Origin of the sequence: Methylopila sp. Yamaguchi, assembly GCF_002897035.1 — a bacterium.
Taxonomy (GTDB): Bacteria; Pseudomonadota; Alphaproteobacteria; order Rhizobiales; family Methylopilaceae; genus Methylopila.
Map to the genome: position 1 here is coordinate 310478 of NZ_BAUX01000003.1, position 19618 is coordinate 330095.

Sequence of the window (19618 nt, forward strand, 5' to 3'; positions counted from 1 at the left end):
ACTTTCATCGCCTATCATGGTCGTACATTGCACGCAATAGCCAATAAATTGATCGGCCCGGCGCACCCAGGGTCGGCGCATCGTCCGGAGGAGGCGCGCACATGTCCGTGGAAGCACTTGATCGTCAGGCCGAGGCCATCCTTCTGAACCCCGCCGACAACGTCGCCGTGGTCCGTTCCGGCGTCGCGGCGGGAACGCCGATCGGCGTCGCGGGCGTCGTGACGTCGGGCGAGACGCCCCGCGGTCACAAGGTCGCCGTGGCGTTCATCGCCAGCGGCGCGGAGGTCATCAAGTATGGCCAGACCATCGGCTACGCGACGCGCGACATCGCGGCAGGCGACCATGTGCATCTGCACAACATGGCCATGCACGACAGCGAGGTGGTGCACCACTTCGCCGCCGACGCCCGTCCGACGCCGCTCTTGCCGGAAGGGGACCGGCGCACGTTCCTGGGCTTCGCCCGCGCGAACGGCGACGTCGGGACCCGCAACTACATCGGGATCGTGAGCTCGGTGAACTGCTCCGCGACCGTCGCGAAGGCGGTCGCGGACCATTTCAACAACAAGGGCGGGCTCGCCGGCCATCCCAACGTCGACGGCGTCGTCGCGCTGACGCACGGCGGCGGCTGCGCCATCAACACCGCCTCGGAAGGCTACCGCTTCCTGATCCGGACGCTCGCGGGCTACGCCCGCAATCCGAACTTCGGCGGCATCCTGATGATCGGGCTCGGCTGCGAAACCAACCAGATCGACATGCTGCTGGAGCGTTCCGGCCTCGCGGAGGGGCCGTTCCTCAAGACCATGACGATCCAGCGCACGGGCGGCACGCGCAAGTCGATCGAGGCGGCGTCCGAGGCGATCCGCGGCATGCTCGACACGGTCAACGCGGCGGAGCGCACGCCGCAGCCGCTGTCGAAGCTCAAGCTCGCGCTCCAGTGCGGCGGTTCGGACGGTTACTCCGGGATTTCGGCGAACCCGGCTCTCGGCCACGCCGCGGACCTGATCGTTCGCCATGGCGGCACGGCGGTGCTCTCGGAGACGCCCGAGATTTACGGCGCCGAGCATCTGCTGACCCGCCGGGCCCAGACGCCCGAGGTCGCCCAGAAGCTGATGGACCGCATCGAGTGGTGGCGGGACTACACCGCGAAGAACGACGCGGAGCTCAACAACAATCCGTCCCACGGCAACAAGGCCGGCGGCCTGACGACCATCCTCGAGAAGTCGCTGGGCGCTGTCGCCAAGGGGGGCACGATGCCGCTCGAAGCCGTCTACGAATACGCCGAGCCGATCGATCGCACCGGCTTCGTGTTCATGGACACGCCGGGCTACGACCCGGTGGCGGTCACCGGCCAGGTGGCGGGCGGCTGCAACATCATCTGCTTCACGACCGGGCGCGGCTCGGTCTCGGGCTTCAAGCCGGCGCCCTGCATCAAGATCGCGACCAACGACGCCATGTACGAGCACATGGAAGAGGACATGGACGTGAACTGCGGCGGGATCGTCACCGGCGCCGATACCATTGAGGCGGCGGGCGAGCGCATCTTCGAGAAGATCATCGCGGTCGCCTCCGGCGAGCCGTCCTTGAGCGAGACCTTCGACTACGGCGACAACGAGTTCGTGCCCTGGCCGCTCGGCGCGGTGACCTGACGACTGGACGTCAGGCGTCGAGGGACGGCGTCGGCCCCGACTTCGCAGCATCCATCACTTGGACGGAGTCCCGGGACGGACGTCGTGGACGCCCGAAGGCGGGTATGACGCGATGCTTCCGGGCGTCTCAATGGTCCCGTGAGTCGGCAGAAAGATGTTCGAACGCAAGCGCCCGGCCTACGCCCTGATTGCGGACACGCTGCGCGAGACGATCGCGTCCGGGCGGCTGCCGGCGGGCGCGGTGCTGGCCGAGGGCGCGCTGGCGAGCCTGTTCGGCGCCAGCCGCTCGCCGGTGAAGCAGGCCTTCGCGCAGCTCGAGGCGGAGAAGCTGGTGCGGCGGTTCGACGGGCGCGGCGTCCTCGTCGGCGACGGGCCGCCGAAGCGGGTGGCGCTCACCGCCGAGATTCTGGGGCTCGCGACAGGCGCCGCGCGCGACGACGCCTGGGACACGCTCTACTACGCGCTGGAGCGCGCGGTCATCGAAGCCTCGGTCTTCGGGCGCTTTCGCATCAACGAACTGGCGCTCGCGCGCCACTTCGGCGTCGGGCGGACGGTGGCGCGCAACCTGCTGCTGCGGGCGCAGGGCACGGGGATCGCGGTCAAGACCGACAGCGGCCATTGGCAGATCGTGCCGATGGACGAAGCCCGCATCAGCGATCTCTACGAGCTTCGGCTGATGCTGGAGCCGCCCCTGATCAAAAGCGCCGCCGGCCGCGTGCCGGGCGACCTGCTCCGCGAAATGGCCACGCGGCACGCCGCCGCGAACCGGGCGGCTCCGGACTACGGCGTCGCCGAGCTCGATGCGCTCGAAGCGGACATCCACGTGACCTGCCTCGGCTTCGGCCGCAACGCGGAGGCCCGGGCCGCGCTCGAACGCACGCGCTGCCTGCTGGTCGTCGGCAAGCACATCCAGGCGGCGATCGCCAAGGCGCCCCGCATCGATCCCTTCATGGACGAGCATCTCGCCATTCTCGCGGCGCTGGAGGCGAACGACGGCGACCGCGCCGCGGCGGCGCTCAGCGACCATCTGCTGTCGAGCATGCGGAAGGCGGCGGAGCGTCTCGAGGCGTTCCGCGCGCAAGGGGGGCCCTCCGCGCCGGCCTTCCTGATGGCGTGAGCGCGCTCGCCTCCGACGGCTGCGCATCGGTTGGGCGGTTGACGCTGTTTTAAGCTGTGCGGCCATCAGCTGAACGGCAGGCTCCGTCCGTTCCGAGCGACCCGCGCTTGGCACGCGCGTTGCTGGTCTGCGACCCAGTCCGGAGCACAGATGCCGCAAGCCGCCGAGATCGACCTCGCCTCGGTCACCAAGCGTTACGGCGACGACGCCGTCGCCGTCGACGCGATCAGCCTGAAGATCAGGGCCGGGACCTACTGTTGCCTGCTCGGTCCCTCCGGCTGCGGCAAGACCTCGACGCTGCGCATGATCGCCGGCCACGAGAGCGTCACCTCGGGCGACATCCGCCTCGGCGACGTCGTGGTGACGGACCTGCCGCCCGCCCGGCGCGGGACCTCGATGATGTTCCAGTCATACGCGCTGTTCCCGCATCTCGACCTCGTCGACAACGTCGCCTTCTCGCTGAAGATGAAGGGCGTGGCGAAGGCCGAGCGGCGGGAGAAGGCGCTTGGCATGCTCAAGCTGATGCACATGGATCAGTACGCCTCGCGGCGCCCCGCGCAGCTCTCCGGCGGCCAGCAGCAGCGCGTGGCGCTTGCCCGGGCGCTGATCACCAGCCCTCAGGCGCTGCTGCTCGACGAGCCGTTGTCGGCGCTCGACCCGTTCCTGAAGGTCAAGATGCGGCAGGAGCTGAAGCGCCTGCAGCGGGATCTCGGCGTCACCTTCGTCCACGTCACCCACAGCCAGGAGGAGGCCATGGCGCTGGCCGATCTGGTGGTGGTGATGTCGAACGGCCGGATCGAGCAGGCGGCGGCCCCGCGCGACATCTTCCACCGGCCCGCCACCGCCTTCGTGGCGAGCTTCATGGGCGAGCACAACGTGCTGTCCGGCGAGGTCACCGCCCTCGACGACGCCGGCGCGATCCTCACGTGTTCAGGCGGCGCGTCGTTCCGTCTGCCCGCGGCGGCCCATCTCGAGCTCGGCGCACCGGCCCAGGCCGCGGTCCGGCGCGATCGCATCCGGATCGGCGAGGCCGCCGCGCCGGGCCTTGGCTTCACCGGCCACGTCCGCAACGTCGAATACCGGGGCGGGTCCATGAAGATGACCCTCGACGCGCCGGGCGTTGAGGACTTCACCGTCTACGCCGACGAGGCGGTCTTTGACTCCGCGCCGCACGAGATCGGTGAGGCCGCGCCGCTCGCCTGGAGCCTCGCCGACGTCCACGTGCTCCTCCCCTCGCTCCAGTGATCCCGACCCCGCATGACGCAAGGACCGGCCATGACTGATCCGAAGACCAACGATCCGACCCCCGGCCTCAATCGCCGCGCCGTGCTCAAAGGCGCGGCGGCCGCGGTCGGCGCCGCCGCCGGCTCCGGCGCGGTGACCGGGTTCCCGACGATCTGGGCTCAGAACATCAAGGACGTCACGCTGCGCCAGTTCGGCACCGGCGTCTCCAACCTCAACGCCATCGCCGATCAGGTGAAGAAGGATCTCGGTTTCACCCTGCGCATGACGGCGCTCGACAGCGACAGCGTCACCCAGCGCGCGGTGACCCAGCCCGACAGCTACGACATCGCCGACATCGAGTACTGGATCGCGAAGAAGGTCTTCCCGACCGGCGCGCTGCAGCCGATGGACGTCAAGAAGATCAAGTACTACGACCAGATCGTCCCGATCTTCACCACCGGCAAGCTGACGCCCGACAGCGTGGTCGCCCAGGGGACGGCGCCCAGCACGGTCGGCTTCGTGGAAGGTCCCGGCGCGAAAACGTTCGCGAAGGCGCCGACCGAGTGGATGACGCTGATTCCGACGATCTACAACGCCGACACGCTGGGCATCCGGCCCGACCTCGTCGGCCGGCCAATCGCAAACTGGAAGGACATTCTCGACCCGAAGTTCAAGGGCAAGACGTCGATCCTCAACATCCCCTCGATCGGCATCATGGACGCCGCGATGATCTGCGAGAGCGCCGGGATCATCAAGTACGGCGACAAGGGCAACATGACCGAAGCGGAGATCGACACGACGATCGCCACGCTGATCGAGGCCAAGAAGGCCGGCCAGTTCCGCGCCTTCTGGAAGACATTCGACGAGAGCGTAAACCTGATGACCTCCGGTGAGGTGATCATCCAGTCGATGTGGTCGCCGGCCGTCACCGCCGTGCGGGCGAAGGGCGTTCCTTGCGTCTACCAGCCGCTCGCCGAAGGCTATCGCGCCTGGGGCGGCGGGCTCGGCATCGGCAAGAACGTCAAAGGCCTCGTGCTCGACGCAGCCTACGAATACATCAACTGGTACCTGTCCGGATGGTGCGGCGCCTATCTCAACCGCCAGGGCTACTACTCCGCCTGCCTGTCGACCGCGAAGCAGCACATGTCGGCGGACGAGTGGGGCTTCTGGATGGAGGGCAAGCCCGCGGCCTCGGACATTCTCTCGCCCGACGGCAAGCTGCTGGAGAAGGCCGGGGCGGTGCGCGACGGCGGCTCGTTCGAGGAGCGGATGGGAAAGGTCGCGTGCTGGAACGCCGTGATGGACAAGGACCGCTACATGGTCCGCAAGTGGAACGAGTTCATCGCCGCGTGACCGTCGCAACGCTCCGCTTTCGCGTCTTGGGAAACGCCGGGACCCAGCAAAGCCAGGCTCGAAGGCGGAGCGGCTGCTGCGCGCGCTTCGGGGCGCGCCCATGATCGCCCGGCTCGCCCCCTATTTGCAGGCCGCGCCGCTCGCGCTGATCCTCGGCGCGTTCCTGCTGCTGCCGCTCGCCGCCATCGTGGCGGTGAGCTTCTGGGACTACGACAGCGTCCAAATCTACCCGGATTTCATCACGCTGAACTACGTCGAGGCGCTCGGCTCCTGGGTCACGTGGAAGACCTACCTGAACACGCTGAAGTTCGTGGCGATCGTATGGGCGATCACGACAGTCGTCGGCTTCCTTGTCGCCTATTTCCTCGCGTTCCATGTCCGCAGCGCGACCATGCAGATGGTCCTGTTCCTGATCTGCACGGTGCCGTTCCTGACCTCGAACATCATTCGCATGATCTCCTGGGTGCCGTTCCTCGGCCGCAACGGACTGCTGAACACGACGCTGGTGGAACTCGGGATCGTCCCGGCGCCGTTGGAGTTCCTGCTGTTCTCGGAGTTCGCCGTCGTGCTCGCGATGGTGCACCTCTACGTGCTTTTCATGGTCACGCCGATCTTCAACTCGCTGATGCGCATCGACCGCGCCCTGATCGAGGCCGCGCGCGACGCCGGAGCGAACGGATGGCAGACTCTGACGAACGTCGTGATCCCGCTCGCCAAGCCCGGGATCGCGATCGGCTCGATCTTCGTGGTGACGCTGGTGCTCGGCGACTTCGTCACCGTGCGCTTCATGTCGGGCGGGCAGTCGGCCTCGGTCGGCCTGATGATCGCGAACCAGATTTCGCTGCTGCAGTACCCGGCGGCGGCGGCGAACGCCGTCGCCCTGCTCGCGCTCGTCCTGCTGATGGTGGCCGCGATGCTGCGCATCGTCGACATCCGCAAGGAGCTTTGAGGATGGCGTCCGAAGGGCGCGGCTTGGAGTTCTATGCGCTGGCGGCGTTCTTCGCGCTCTTCGTGTTGTTCCTCTATGGTCCGCTGTCGACCATCCTGATCCTGTCGTTCCAGGGCCCGGGCGGCGGGCTGACGTTCCCGATGAACGGCGTCTCCACGCGCTGGTTCGAGAACCTGTTCGAGCAGCAGGCCGTCGGCGACTTCGGAGGCTCGTTCGCCCGCTCGCTGGCGCTCGGCGTGATGACGACGCTGACGACCGTTGCGGTGTCGCTGTGCGCCGGGCTCGCCTTCCGCCGCCGCTTCCTCGGCTCGACGGCGCTGTTTTACCTGACAGTCGCGAGCCTCGTCGTGCCGTCGATCCTCGTCAGCCTCGGCATTGGCCTCGCGTTCCAGGTGGCGGGCGTGCAGCCGGCGTGGTGGACCTCCGCCTTCGGCGCCCATCTCACCTGGACCTTGCCCTTCGGCGTGCTGATCATGTTCGCCGTGTTCAATCGGTTCTCGCCGGCCTACGAAGAGGCCGCGCGCGATCTCGGCGCCTCAAATTGGCAGACCTTCGTCCACGTGGTGCTGCCGATCATCGCGCCGAGCCTCGTGGGCGTCGGCCTGTTCGGCTTCACGCTGTCCTACGACGAGTTCGCCCGCACCCTGATGACCGCCGGCAGCTTCAACACCCTTCCGCTCGAGATCTACGGCATGACCACCAACGTCACGACGCCGGTGCTCTACGCGCTGGGCGCGGTCACCACCCTGGTTTCGTTCACCGCGATCGCGGCGGCGCTCGTCGCCATGTCGGCCATCGCGCGGCGCCGCAAGACGTTGAAGCCGGTATGAAGTTGCTCGTGGTCAATCCCAACACCACCGCCTCGATGACCGCCAAGATCGCGGCCGCGGCCGGCGCAGCGGCGGCTCCGGACACGCAGATCGTCGCCGCGACCTCCGCCATGGGGCCGGCTTCGATCGAGGGCTACTACGACGAGGCCTTCGCGGTTCCCGGCCTGATCGCGGCGATTCGGGAGGGCGAAGGCGCGGGAGCGGAAGCCGCGATCATCGCCTGCTTCGACGACACCGGGCTCGACGCCGCCCGGGCGGCGGTCGCGATCCCCGTCGTCGGCATCTGCGAGGCGGCCCTCGTCACGGCGGGCCAGCTCGCGAAGCGCATCGCGGTCGTGACCACGCTCGAACGTTCGGTCGTGCCTCTGGAGGAGATCGTGGCCCGCTACGGCTACGCCGCCCGCGTGCGGGTCTCCGCCTGCGACGTGGAGGTGCTGGCGCTCGAGGACGAAGGATCGGACGCCCGCGCGAAGCTCGAGGCGGAGATCGAACGTGCGCTCGGCCGCGGCGCGGACGCGATCGTGCTCGGCTGCGCCGGCATGGCGGACCTCGCAGCCGCCCTGTCCGAGCGCTTCGGCGCGCCCGTCGTCGACGGCGTCGCCGCCGCGGTGAAGCAGGCCGAGGCTCTGGTTTTGCTCGGCCTCAAGACAAGCAAGCGCGGCGCCTATGCGACGCCGCGCTCCAAGCCATATTCGGGCGTTCTCTCGGCCTTCGCGCCGCCGGCCTGAGAGCCGCCGTCGAACGCTCAGAAGCGGTAGGTGACGCCGGTGCCGATCACCCAGGGATTGATCTTGGCGCGCCCATGGACGTTCGCGCCGCCGGCCGCGAGCGAGATCTTGGGCTCCATGTAGATCTTCTTCACGTCGACGTTCACGCCCCAGTGCTCGTCGATCATGTAGTCGAAACCGATCTGGCCAGCGACGCCGACCGAGTTCTTGAGGTTGAGCCGCCGCACGGTCGGGCCCGCGCCGTCCTCGTTGAAGTAGATTGAGTAGTTCACGCCGACGCCCACGTAGGGCTTGAACTTTCCGAAGTTGGTGAAGTGGTACTGCGCCGTCACCGTCGCCGGGATGACCCAGGTGTCGCCGACGTTTAGGCCCTTCAGCGCGCCGCGGCCCTTGATGCTGTGCTTCGAGGCGCAGCAGATCACTTCGATCGCGAGGTTCGGCGTGAAGAAATAGGTGAAGTCGATCTCGGGCATCACGTCGGACGAGATATGCGCGCTGCCGGGGATGTTGAAGTTGGCCTTCGACTTGTGCGGAACCACGCCGATCACCCGGCCTCTCACCATGAAGCGGCTCCAGTCGAACGGAGCTGCGGTCTCGAAGGTGGGCGGGTCGAGGGGCGCGTCCGCCGCGCGGGCGACGCCGATGGCGGGCGCAAGGGCGGCGAGCGCGAGCGCCGGCGCAAGCAGGAATTTCATGGGTCCATATCCTCAAAGTGCGAGCCAAGTGCTTGGGAGCGCTTCGAGATTTAGACTCCAGCGGCGGGGCTTTCGTTGACGTGCGTCAAACGTAGAGCCGGCTTTGGAAAACGGTTTTTCGTCACGCGGCCAGCGAATGACGCGCGCCCGCGCCAAGGTAGGCGTCGAACGCGCTCGCGACGATCCGCGCCAGCGCCGGCGCGTCGCGCACGATGCTGAGGCGGGATCCCTCGAGGCGGACGAAGTCCTGGGCGATCAGCGGCTCCAGGCGCTCGAGCGCGGGCAGGAGAGCGGCGGGCGAGGCGCCGTGGGCCATCGCGATCGCGCCGAGGTCGGCTTCGAAGCTGCAGAGCAGCCGTTCGATCACCGCCCCGCGCAGCCGGTCGTCCGGGGTGAGGGCGCGTCCCTTGGCGACCGCGAGCCGGCCGTCGTCGATCGCGCGGGCCCAGGCGCCGACGTCGGCGGCGTTCTGGACATAGCCCTCCGGCAGGCGCCCGACGGAGGAAGGGCCGAGGCCGATGAGGGTCTCCGCCCGATCGGTCGTGTAGCCTTGAAAATTGCGGCGGAGCGTCCCCCACGCGGCCGCCGTCGCAAGGCTGTCGTCCGACCGGGCGAAGTGGTCGATCCCGACGGGGACGTAGCCGGCCGCCTCGATCGCCTCGCGGGCGGTCGCGGCGAGTTCGAGCCGGAGTTCGACGTCGGGAAGATCTTTGGCGTCGATGAGCCGCTGGTTCGCCCGGAACCAGGGCACGTGCGCGTAGCCGAACAGGGCGATGCGATCGGGGGCCAGGGCGACGGCGCGCAGCGCTGTCTCTCGAACCGAGCGCAGCGTCTGGCGCGGCAGGCCGTAGATGAGGTCAAAATTGAGCCCCTCGATCCCGGCCGCTCGAACGGCCTCGGCCGCGGCGGCCACCACCCGGTGCGGCTGGATGCGGCCGATCGCGGATTGCACCTCGGGCGCGAAGTCCTGCACGCCGAGGCTCGCCCGCGTCACGCCGGAGGCGGCGAGCCGCCGGGCGCTTTCGCGGGTCACATGCCGCGGGTCGAGCTCAATCGCGTGCTCGGCGTAGGGGTCGACGTCGAAGCGGTCGCAGAGGTCCGCGACAAGGGCGTCAAACAGGTCCGGCGGCAGCAGGTTGGGCGTGCCGCCGCCCCAGTGGATGTGGGACACCCGCAACCGCCCTGTCCGCTCGGCCACGAGGCTGATCTCGCGCGTCAGCCGCCGGGCGTAGGCTAGCACCGGCTCGTCGCGCCGGGTCGCCTTGGTCGTGCAGGCGCAGTAATGGCAAATCGACCGGCAGTAGGGGACGTGCAGGTAGAGGGAGACGGGAGCGTCCGCCTCGCGCAGCGCGCCGAGCCAGCGACTGTAATCCTCCGCCCCGACGCCGTCGTGGAACTGCGGCGCGGTCGGGTACGACGTGTAGCGGGGGACCTGGCGATCAGCCAGGTCGGTCAGGCGAAGCGGGAGCATGGAGCCATCCTGCACTCGGCGCGCGCGCAGGCTTTGACCGAGATCAAAGGCGGCGCAGACGCCCGTCGCGTCAGTGGGACAGGAGCAGCGGAATCGGCGAGGTCTCGAGCAGCGACCGCGTCACGCCGCCGAACATCCACTCGCGCGTGCGGCTGTGGCCGTAAGCGCCGGCGACGATGAGGTCCGAGCCGATCTCGTCCGCCGCGTCGATGATCTCGTCGGCGATCGACGAGATCTCGCCCGCGCGCACCTCCGGGCGGCTGTTGACGCCGTGACGCGCGAGGAAGGCCGCGACGTCCTCGGCGCTCTCGTCCCGGAACGACCCGCTGGAGGTGACGACGACGACCGTTTCGGCGCGCAGGAGCAGCGGCAGCGCGTCGCGCACCGCCCGGCGCGCCTCGCGCGTGTCCTTCCAGGCGATGACGATCGAGCGGGCGGACAGGCGGTCGACGCCGGGCGGCGCAATCAGCACCGGCCGACCGCATTCGAGCGTGACGGCGCCGGGCGCGACGCCGAGGTTGACGTCGACCGCGTCCTTGCTGGAGCGCCGGCCGAGCACGATCAAGTCCGCGGCGCGAGCGTTGGCGATGACCTGCCGGCTCGGCTCCTGAAGGGCCTGCCGCCACTCGACGTCGTTGCGCGAGCCGACCACGTCCTTGAACGCGGCGTAGGCGCCCGCCAGCTCCTCCTCGACGCGGCCCTGCTCGTCCTCGGCGATGGTGGCCGCCACATGCGGACCTCCAAGGTCGCCGTAGATCGGCAGCAGCATCTGCTCGGCCGCGAGGCCGATGACGTGGGCGCCGAAGCGGTCGGCGAGGTCGACCGCGAGCCGGCCGCGGTCCCGGGCCGCGGGCGTCAGGTCGAAATGGACCGCGAGGCTCGCGTAGCCCGGCGCAGGGTCCGTCAGAGGCGTCATCGTCGATCTCCCGTCTGGTGACGCTCGATCTTTGCGCGGTGCGGACGAGCCCGCCTTGATCCTGCGCAATGCGCGCGCGCCGCCGGCTGTGGCCCCGGGTCGGGAAGCCGCTATAGGATCGCGCAATGACCTCCGCCCCGCCCGACGACCCGATCGCCCAGACCGCGACAGACCTCGCCTTGGTGCTCGTGGACGCGCAGGGCCGCGTGATCCATTGGCCGCCGGCGGCCGAGCGCATCTTCGACCTGAGCGCGGGGGACGCGCAGGGGCGACGCCTCGCGACGCTGCACGCCGACGCCGCGACGGGAACGGCCGTCTTCGCCCGCGCGCAGACGGAGGGCTCGGCGGAAGCGCGCTGCGATCTCGTTCGCGCCGGCGGCGGCTCGTTTCCGGCGCTCGTCGCGATCGCGGCGACGGCGGGCGAGGGCGACACGGAGGTCTTCGCGGTCGCCATTCGCGATCTCGGCGAACGCCTCGCCTCCGACAACGCGCTGCGCGCCCGCGAGGCGCATCTACGGTCGATCCTGGAGACCGTGCCGGACGCGATGATCGTCATCGACGAGCAGGCGACGATCCAGTCCTTCAGCACGACCGCCGAGCGTCAGTTCGGCTACAGCCCGGAGGAGGTCGTCGGGCGCAACATCAGCATGCTGATGCCGGAGCCCTACCGCGGCCAGCACGACGGCTACATGGCCCGCTACCTCGCGACCGGCGAGCGCCGCATCATCGGCGTCGGCCGGGTCGTCGTCGGCCGGCGCAAGGACGGCTCGACCTTCCCGATGGAGCTTTCGGTCGGCGAGATGCGCTCCGCCGGCGCGCGTTACTTCACCGGCTTCATCCGCGACCTCACCGAGCGGCAGGAGACCGAGACGCGCCTGCAGGAGCTCCAGGCCGAGCTCATCCACATGTCCCGCTTCACCGCGCTCGGCGAGATGGCCTCGACGCTCGCCCACGAGATCAACCAGCCGCTGACCGCCATCGCCAATTACCTCACCGGCTCGCGACGCATCCTGGAGCGTATGGAGGGCGAGCAGGTGGACCTCCTGCGCGACGCCGTGGGGCAGGCCGCGGAACAGGCGATGCGCGCGGGCCTCGTCATCCGGCGCCTTCGCGACTTCGTGCGCCGGGGCGACAGCGAGCGACAGGTCGAGAGCCTGCCGCGGCTGATCGAGGAAGCGAGCGCGCTGGCGCTCGTCGGCGTCAAGGAGCGGGGCGTCCGCGTCACGTTCGACTTCGACCCCCGGGCGACGCTGGTGCTGGCCGACCGCATTCAGGTCCAGCAGGTGCTGCTCAATCTGGTGCGCAACGCGATCGAGGCGATGGAGTCAGCGGCGCGGCGGGAGCTGACGGTCGCGACGCGCGCCGGCGAAGAGGCGGGTCTCGTGACCGTCGAGGTGATGGACACCGGCCCCGGGCTCGCGCCGGAGATTGCGGACCACTTGTTCCAGCCCTTCCAGACGACCAAGGCCCAGGGAATGGGCGTCGGCCTGTCGATCTGTCGTACGATCGTCGAGGCGCACGGAGGCAGGATCTGGGCAAAGAGCGAGCCGGGGCAGGGCGCGCGCTTCGCCTTCACGCTTCGGGCGGTGGACGAGAAGGAGCTTGCGGATGTCCAGTGACGCGGTCGTGCACGTCGTGGACGACGACCTCGCAGTGCGGAAGTCGCTCGCCTTCCTGTTCGCCTCCGACGGGCTGCCGGTCCGCCTCCACGAGTCGGCTTCGGCCTTCCTCAACGGCCTCAACGCCATTCAACCGGGCTGCGTGCTGACCGACGTGCGCATGCCCGGCGTTGACGGCATCGAGCTGCTGCGCCGGCTGAAGGCGCGCGGCGTCGGGATTCCGGTCATCGTCATGACGGGTCACGCCGACGTCCCGCTGGCGGTCGAGGCGATGAAGCAAGGCGCGATCGACTTCATCGAGAAGCCGTTCAACGACCACCTCCTGCTCGCCGCCGTCCGCGGGGCGCTCGCGCGCCGAGCCGCCGCGAGCGAGACCGACGCCCGGACCGCCGCGATCCGCGAGCGGCTCGCCAGCCTGACCGAGCGGGAGGCGCAGGTGCTCGAGGGCCTCGTTGCAGGCAAGGCGAACAAGGTGATCGCCTACGACCTCGGCATCAGCGCCCGGACCGTCGAGATCTACCGCGCCCATGTGATGACGAAGATGCAGGCCGCGAGCCTGTCGGAGCTGGTCCGCCTGTCGCTTGCGGCGGAGCGCGGCGCCCGTTGAGGAAGATCAAGGAGCGCTTGAGCGTTCGGGCGTAGGGCTCAGCCTCCGGCTCAGTCAGGACGCTCCCATGCCCGCCTCCCGAGGCCCAGTGCTCGTGGTCGACGACGACGAGGCGGTCCGCCGCTCGCTGCGCTTCGCGCTTGAGCTCGAAGGCCTCGACGTCCGGCTCTACGTCGACGGGCCGGCGCTGCTCGGCGACGAGGCCAATCTGCCGGCGACCGGCTGTCTCGTCGTCGATCAGTTCATGCCGGGCATGGAAGGCGTGGAGCTGATGACGCATCTGCGTCTGCGCCAGGTGCGCCTTCCCGCCATCATGATCACGGCGAAGGCGAGCGACGGGCTTCGCGCAAGGGCGCACGCCGCAGGCTTCGGCCTCGTGCTGGAGAAGCCGCTGCACGACGGCGCTCTTGTCGCGGGCATTCGCGGCGCCCTGGCCGCTCCTTAAGGGCTTCCCCTTAGGAGAGCATCTGAATTTTCGGACTGTGAAGTCGGGCCTAACGCTGGTCCCCGTCAGGTCATCGCCGACGGAGGTTCCGATGCTCGCTTCTCACGCCGCAGTTGAGGCCGTCTCGCCGGCCGTCGCGCTCGCCCCGATCCACGAGCTTCACACGCCACGCGCGGCCGCTCCGATCCGCGCGTTCATCAAGGACGCGGAGATTTTTGCGGAAGGCGAGCCGGCGGCCTACTTCTACAAGGTCATCACGGGGGCGGTGCGCACCTACAAGCTGCTCAGCGACGGCCGCCGGCAGATCGACGCCTTCCACCTCCCTGGCGAGATCTTCGGCGTCGAAGCCGGCGAGGAGCACCGCTTCACCGCGGAAGCGCTTGGGGAGGCGACGGTCGTCGCCTACCGCGCGTGCGGACTCGAGGCCCTCGCCGCCGGCGACACGGCGCTCGCCCGGCAGGTGGTGTCGGCCATGCAGAACGCGCTGGAGCGGGCGCAGGACCACATGCTGCTGCTCGGGCGGAAATGCGCGCTGGAGAAAGTCGCGACCTTTCTGCTCGGGCTATCGCGCAGGCTGCCGCATCCCGGCGCGGTCGACCTTCCGATGGCCCGCATCGACATCGCCGATCATCTCGGCCTGACGATCGAGACCGTCTCCCGCACGCTGACGGAACTGGAGCGTCGAGGGGTGATCGAGCTTCCCGCCCATCGCCGATCGATCGTATTGCGCGACAAGGCCGCGCTACGCCGGCTCGACGCCTGAGCGTCACGCGCTTCCCCACTTCGAGCGATCGACGAACGCCCCGGCCGCAAAGCCGGGGCGTTCGCATGTCCGTCGGCGCGCCGCGCGCCATCACGGCGTCGCTTCGATCGCCACACCGTCGACGAGCCGCAGCGTCCGGTCGGCGACGCCCTCGGGCAGCGCGGCGTGGGTGATCAGCAGCACGGTGCGTCCTTCGGTCGCCGGACCGAGATCTTCGAGGAAGGCGCGTTCGGTCGCGCGGTCGAGGCCGCTCGTCGGTTCGTCCAGCACGAGGATTTCCGCCGGAGACAGCAGCGTGCGGGCGAGGCACAGCCGGCGGGCCTGGCCGGCGGACAGCGTCCCGCCCGCTTCGCCGAGCGGCGCGTCGAGACCGCCATGAAGCGCCGCGATCACGTCGTCCAGCCGCGCCTTCCGAAGGGCGGCCCACAGCGCGGCGTCGTCGGCGAAGGGGTCGCCGATCGCGAGGTTCTCGCGCGCCGAGCCGCCGAAGATCGGCGCGTGCTGTTCGAGCAGCGCCACACGCCGGAGCAGGTCGCTCGACGCCGCCTCGCGGAGATCACGACCGGCGACGCTGACGCGGCCGGCCTGGGGATCCGCCAGACGCAGCAGCAATGCGGCGAGCGTCGACTTTCCCGCGCCGCTCGGCCCCACGATCGCCACGCGTTCGCCGGCGGCGACCGAGAACGAGAGGGCCCGCAGCACGGGACGGCCGGTGTCATAGCCGTAGGTCACGCGGTCGAAAGCGAAGCCGCCGCCGCGCGGCAGCGGCGGCGGACGGAGCGCTTCCGCCACCGGGCAGACGGCGTCGTTGATCGTCTTCAGCCGCTCCGCCGCCGCGGCGGCCGCGCCAAACTTGCCGATCGCGCGCACGACGACGGCCGTCGCCTCGAAGCCGCCGAGCGCCGCCAGAACAAGGCCGACCACAAGCGGGCCGCTCAGGGCGCCCGCGGCGTGCGCCTCAAGGCTTGCGACCAGCAGGCCGAGGGCGCCAGCGCCGGCGCAGACCGCGACCGCGGCGGAGGCGAGGCCGGCGCGCGCCGCGAGGCCTCGCCGCACCCGCGCAAGCCGTTCGGCGATCGCGGCGGAGCGTCGGCGCGCGGCCTCCGTCGCGCCGAAGGCGACGAGGTCGGCGCGGCCTTCGAGCGCGTCGAGGGTCGCCATCCGTAACTCGGCCGAGAGCCTCACCGCGTCCGCCCCGAGCCGTCGCGTGGCCGCGACCAGCAGCAGCGGCGCGCCAATGAGCGCGGACGCCATGGCGAGCCCGTAGACCGGAGCGGCGGCGGGCAGCAGGACGCCCAGCAGCGCCGTGAGCCCGAGTCCGATGAGAGCGCCGGTCGCGAGCGGTCCCGCCGCCACGATGAAGACGCTGTCGAGCGCGTCGACATCGGCGGTCAGCCGCGCGACCGCGTCGCCGCGGCGCAGCGAACGGCCGAGGTCGAGCCCGCCGCGTCCGAGCGCGCGGAAGGTCCAGCCCCGGATCTCGGCCAGAACCTTCAGTGTCGCGTCGTGTCCCGCGAGCTTCTCGCCGTAGCGGGAGGCGATGCGAAGCATCGACAGGCCCCGCACCGCGGCCGAGGGCCCGAACAGATTGAAGCTCGCGGCGGCGCTCGCGAGGAAGGCGGCGGTCAGAAACCACCCGGACAGGCCAAGCAGTGCTACGCCGGCGGCGAGCGTCGCGAGCGACAGGGCGAGCGCCGCAACGAAGCGGCCGGCGTGGGCCGCGAACAGGCGGCGGAACGAGAGCAGCGCGATCATGCCGCGGCGTCCTTGACGAGGCTGGCGCGCGGCTGACGCGGGCCGCATGGCGCGAGACGACCCGCTTCGAAGCGCAGCACGCCGTCCATCGCGTCGGCGACGGTCGCGGAGTGGGTGGCGACGAGCATCGTGCGGCCGCGCGCGAAGGTCAGCAGTCGGTCCAGCACAAGGCGTTCGGTCGCGGCGTCGAGATGGGCCGTGGGCTCGTCGAGCAGGATCGCGGCGGGATCACGGAGATAGAGCCGGGCGAGGGCGATCCGCTGCGCCTCGCCGCCGGACAGGCCAAGCCCGCCTTCGCCGACAAGGGTCTCGAATCCGTCCGGCAGCCGCTCCACGAAGGGGAGCGCTGCGGCGCGGTCCGCCGCGCGGCGCACGGCGTCGTCGCTGGCGGAGGCATCCCCAAGACGGATGTTGTCGGCGATGGTGCCGTGGAACAGGCGGGAGCGTTGGCCGACGTAGCCCAGCCCGGCGCGAAGTCGCGCCTCCGGGATCCCCGCGAGCGCCCGGGCGCCCAGCCGGATCGTCCCCTCGGCCGGGCGCAGCCGTGCGAGCGCGTCGAGCAGCGTCGACTTCCCGGCGCCGCTAGGGCCGACGACGGCGATCCGCGCCCCTGCCGACGCGCGCAGATCAGCCCGGTCGAGAATCGTGACCCCGTCGGACGTGCGCAGCGTCAAAGCGCTCGCCTCGATCGCCCATGGGCCGTCGTCGCAGCGGACGAGCGCCGGGGCGGCAAGGGTGAAGTCTGACGTTGCGAGCGCGCCGAATTGGCGCTCGATCTCCTGCACCGCGGCGATGGCCGCGGCGCGGTCGTGGTGATGGGCGGCGAGAAGCCGGAGCGGCTGGTAGACCTCGGGCGCGAGCAGCAGGCAGGCGAGGCCGGCGCCCAGCGTCAGCGGCGCGGCGCGGAGATCGACGAGGCCGAGGTAGGACAGGCCCACGTAGAGCGCCACGCCCGCGACCCCCAGCGCTGCGAAGAACTCCAGCACCGCCGACGACAGGAACGCGATGCGCAGCACGCGCAGCGTGCGGACGCGCAGCTCGTCGGTGGCGGCCTCCAGCGCGGCGGCCTCCGCCTCCAGCCGGCCAAACAGACGCAGCGTCGTCAGTCCGCGCAGCCGGTCGGCGAAGCGCCCGGACAGGCGAGCGAGGGCCGCGGCCTGCGCGTCGCCGGCGGCCTGCGCGCCCCAGCCCACGAGCGCCATGAACGCAGGGATCAGCGGCGCGGTCAGCAGAAACAGAAGCCCGACCGTCACGTCGTAGGCGAAGGCCGCCGCGGCGAAGGCGAGCGGCAGCAGCGCGGCCTGCACGGCGGCCGGAAGGAAGCGGGCGACGAAGCCGTCGAGCGCCTCGACCTGGTCTACGAGCGCGCTCGCGAGCGCGCCGGACCGCCGGTCCGCGGCGGCGACCGCGTCGCCCGCGAGCAGGCGCCGGAACAGGTCGTTCCGCAGCCGGCGCTTCACCGTCTCGGCTGCGGCGGCCGCGGCGCAGTCGCCGACGAACCCGAGGCCGGCGCGGGCGACGATCAGTCCAGCGATCGCGAGCAGTACGGGGGCGAGGTCCGCGCGCGTCGTCCCGCCCGAGATCGCCCCGTCGAGCGCGCGCGCCATCAGCGCCGCCTGGGCGATCAGCAGCAGTCCGCCGACGAGCGGCGCGCCGGCGGCGAGAGCGAGGGGGGCCGCGGCGCCGCGGCTCAGGGCGGACAGCCGTCGCGCGGCGGCCCGCGCGGCCGTGCGGGCGGAGGTCGTGCGCGCGTCGTTCGTCATGGAGCAGTCCTTTGGATCACGCTCCAGCGCTTAAGGACGCGGGCTTTCTGTCACCTTGTTCCAGATCAAAGCGACGCCCGAAGCGTCGGCGTACCGCCATGGTCGAACCGGCCGCCTGTCTTGGCCGGGCCTCAGAATAGGCGGGCAGACCATGATCGACCTCACGGTCGTCGACCTGTCGCGACTGCAGTTCGCGGCCACGGCGATGTACCACTTCCTCTTCGTTCCCCTGACGCTCGGGCTGTCGTTGTTGATGGCCATCATGGAGAGCGTCTACGTGATGACCGGCCGCGAGATCTGGCGGCGGATGACGCTGTTCTGGGGCACGCTGTTCGGCGTCAACTTCGCCATGGGCGTCGCCACCGGCATCGTCATGGAGTTCCAGTTCGGCATGAACTGGAGCTACTACAGCCACTACGTCGGCGACATCTTCGGCGCCCCGCTCGCGATCGAGGGCCTCATGGCCTTCTTCCTCGAGGCGACGTTCATCGGCCTGTTCTTCTTCGGGTGGGACCGGTTGTCGAAGGTCGCGCACCTCTGCGTCACCTGGCTGACCGCGCTCGGCGCCAATTTCTCCGCGCTCTGGATCCTGATCGCCAACGGCTGGATGCAGAATCCGGTCGGCGCGACCTTCAATCCCGACACGATGCGGATGGAGGTGACCGACTTCGTCGCGGTGCTCTTCAACCCGGTGGCGCAGGCCAAGTTCGTCCACACGGTGAGCGCGGGCTATGTCGCCGGCGCGATGTTCGTCATGGCGATCAGCGCCTACTTCCTGCTGCGCGGCCTGCACCAAGACCTCGCCAAGCGCTCGATGGCGGTGGCGGCGAGCTTCGGCCTGGCCGCCAGCCTCTCGGTGGTCGTGCTGGGCGACGAGAGCGGCTACGTCGCGACCGAGCATCAGAAGATGAAGATCGCCGCCATGGAGGCGATGTGGGAGACCGAGCCCGCGCCGGCGGGCCTGACCGTGTTCGCGCTGCCCGGAGCCGACGGTAACCGGTTCGAGCTCAAGATCCCTTATGTCCTCGGCCTCATCACCACCCGCAGCCTGAACACCGAGCTGCCGGGCATCCTGCCGCTGGTCGAGCACGCGGAGACGCGCATCCGCAATGGCATGGCGTCGGCGGCGGACCTCGAGGCGATCCGCAAGGACCCGAAGGACCAGGCCGCGCGGGCGCGGTTCGCGGAGAACTGGCGGGACCTCGGCTATGCGCTGCTGCTGAAGCGCTACCGGAGCGACGTCGCCAACGCGACGCCGGAAGAGATCCGGCAGGCGGCGTTCGACACCGTGCCCGCCGTCGCGCCGCTGTTCTGGTCGTTCCGGCTGATGGTCGCTCTCGGCCTCTACTTCATCGCGTTCTTCGCGGTCGCCTTCTGGCTCTCGACGCGTCACCGCATCGACGCCAACCGCGCCCTGCTGAAGATCGCTCTCGTCAGCCTCCCGCTGCCGTGGGTGGCCATCGAGGCCGGCTGGCTCGTCGCGGAGTACGGCCGCCAGCCCTGGGTGGTCGAAGGCGTGCTGCCGACGTTCTACGCCGCCTCCGGCCTGACCCTCGGCGACCTTGCGATCAGCCTCGGCTTCTTCCTCACCCTCTACACGACGCTCGCCGTGATCATGGTCGTCCTGATGCTCAAGATCATCCGGCGCGGCCCCTCCACGCGCAACGTCCTCATCGACGGCTTCGCCGGCGCCTCGCACGTGCCCGCGGGCGCGGCCGCTGCGGCCGATCGCTGAGA

Annotated in this window: 17 protein-coding genes; 12 read left to right on the forward strand and 5 right to left on the reverse strand. The window is 70.1% G+C overall.

Going from position 1 to position 19618, the window contains the following annotated elements:
- Positions 1 to 101 precede the first annotated feature (101 nt).
- The 7 genes from METY_RS05715 (at position 102) to METY_RS05745 (ending at position 7847) form a co-directional block, all read left to right on the forward strand.
- Positions 102 to 1646 (forward strand): UxaA family hydrolase, encoded by a 1545-nt coding sequence (locus METY_RS05715; protein WP_103120410.1) that lies wholly within the window; start codon positions 102 to 104, stop codon positions 1644 to 1646.
- 154 nt (positions 1647 to 1800) lie between these two features.
- Positions 1801 to 2763, forward strand: a complete 963-nt coding sequence (locus METY_RS05720; RefSeq protein ID WP_103120411.1) for a GntR family transcriptional regulator — start codon at positions 1801 to 1803, stop codon at positions 2761 to 2763.
- 150 nt (positions 2764 to 2913) lie between these two features.
- Entirely contained in the window at positions 2914 to 4008 is a 1095-nt protein-coding gene (locus METY_RS05725; protein WP_103120412.1) for an ABC transporter ATP-binding protein, read from the forward strand.
- A 30-nt stretch (positions 4009 to 4038) separates the two neighbouring features.
- Entirely contained in the window at positions 4039 to 5340 is a 1302-nt protein-coding gene (locus METY_RS05730) for an ABC transporter substrate-binding protein (protein ID WP_103120413.1), read from the forward strand.
- A gap of 100 nt (positions 5341 to 5440) precedes the next feature.
- A complete protein-coding gene (locus tag METY_RS05735) occupies positions 5441 to 6289 on the forward strand; it encodes an ABC transporter permease (RefSeq protein ID WP_103120414.1) in 849 nt (282 codons plus the stop codon).
- Between the two features lie 2 nt (positions 6290 to 6291).
- The gene (locus METY_RS05740; protein WP_103120415.1) at positions 6292 to 7119 is read left to right on the forward strand and encodes an ABC transporter permease; all 828 of its coding nucleotides are present in this window, start codon (positions 6292 to 6294) and stop codon (positions 7117 to 7119) included.
- On the forward strand, positions 7116 to 7847 hold the full coding sequence (locus METY_RS05745; RefSeq protein ID WP_103120416.1) for an aspartate/glutamate racemase family protein: 732 nt from the start codon (positions 7116 to 7118) through the stop codon (positions 7845 to 7847). Before METY_RS05740 ends, METY_RS05745 begins: the two co-directional genes overlap by 4 nt.
- A gap of 17 nt (positions 7848 to 7864) precedes the next feature.
- On the opposite strand, the gene METY_RS05750 is transcribed toward METY_RS05745, so the two are convergent.
- The 3 genes from METY_RS05750 to METY_RS05760 form a co-directional block, all read right to left on the reverse strand.
- Positions 7865 to 8542 (reverse strand): OmpW/AlkL family protein, encoded by a 678-nt coding sequence (locus METY_RS05750; RefSeq protein ID WP_103120417.1) that lies wholly within the window; start codon positions 8540 to 8542, stop codon positions 7865 to 7867.
- 121 nt (positions 8543 to 8663) lie between these two features.
- Positions 8664 to 10013: an oxygen-independent coproporphyrinogen III oxidase gene (hemN, locus tag METY_RS05755; protein WP_103120418.1), complete on the reverse strand. Its 1350-nt coding sequence runs from the start codon at positions 10011 to 10013 to the stop codon at positions 8664 to 8666.
- A gap of 70 nt (positions 10014 to 10083) precedes the next feature.
- The gene (locus METY_RS05760; RefSeq protein ID WP_103120419.1) at positions 10084 to 10929 is read right to left on the reverse strand and encodes a universal stress protein; all 846 of its coding nucleotides are present in this window, start codon (positions 10927 to 10929) and stop codon (positions 10084 to 10086) included.
- 125 nt (positions 10930 to 11054) lie between these two features.
- Between METY_RS05760 and METY_RS05765 the strand changes: the two genes are divergently transcribed.
- From METY_RS05765 to METY_RS05780, 4 genes are all read left to right on the forward strand, one after another.
- Entirely contained in the window at positions 11055 to 12548 is a 1494-nt protein-coding gene (locus tag METY_RS05765) for a PAS domain S-box protein (RefSeq protein ID WP_103120420.1), read from the forward strand.
- On the forward strand, positions 12538 to 13155 hold the full coding sequence (gene fixJ / locus METY_RS05770) for a response regulator FixJ (RefSeq protein WP_103120421.1): 618 nt from the start codon (positions 12538 to 12540) through the stop codon (positions 13153 to 13155). Before METY_RS05765 ends, fixJ begins: the two co-directional genes overlap by 11 nt.
- A 67-nt stretch (positions 13156 to 13222) precedes the next feature.
- Positions 13223 to 13600 (forward strand): response regulator, encoded by a 378-nt coding sequence (locus METY_RS05775; protein WP_200819605.1) that lies wholly within the window; start codon positions 13223 to 13225, stop codon positions 13598 to 13600.
- 91 nt (positions 13601 to 13691) lie between these two features.
- Positions 13692 to 14363 carry a helix-turn-helix domain-containing protein gene (locus tag METY_RS05780; RefSeq protein ID WP_103120423.1) on the forward strand — a complete coding sequence of 224 codons (672 nt, stop codon included), beginning with the start codon at positions 13692 to 13694 and terminating at the stop codon, positions 14361 to 14363.
- 90 nt (positions 14364 to 14453) lie between these two features.
- Here the strand turns inward: METY_RS05780 and cydC are convergent, their stop codons facing one another.
- Positions 14454 to 16118, reverse strand: a complete 1665-nt coding sequence (gene cydC, locus METY_RS05785; RefSeq protein ID WP_103120424.1) for a thiol reductant ABC exporter subunit CydC — start codon at positions 16116 to 16118, stop codon at positions 14454 to 14456.
- The gene (gene cydD / locus METY_RS05790; protein WP_103120425.1) at positions 16115 to 17881 is read right to left on the reverse strand and encodes a thiol reductant ABC exporter subunit CydD; all 1767 of its coding nucleotides are present in this window, start codon (positions 17879 to 17881) and stop codon (positions 16115 to 16117) included. Before cydD ends, cydC begins: the two co-directional genes overlap by 4 nt.
- A gap of 151 nt (positions 17882 to 18032) precedes the next feature.
- Between cydD and METY_RS05795 the strand changes: the two genes are divergently transcribed.
- Positions 18033 to 19616, forward strand: a complete 1584-nt coding sequence (locus METY_RS05795) for a cytochrome ubiquinol oxidase subunit I (RefSeq protein ID WP_103120426.1) — start codon at positions 18033 to 18035, stop codon at positions 19614 to 19616.
- Positions 19617 to 19618 lie beyond the last annotated feature (2 nt).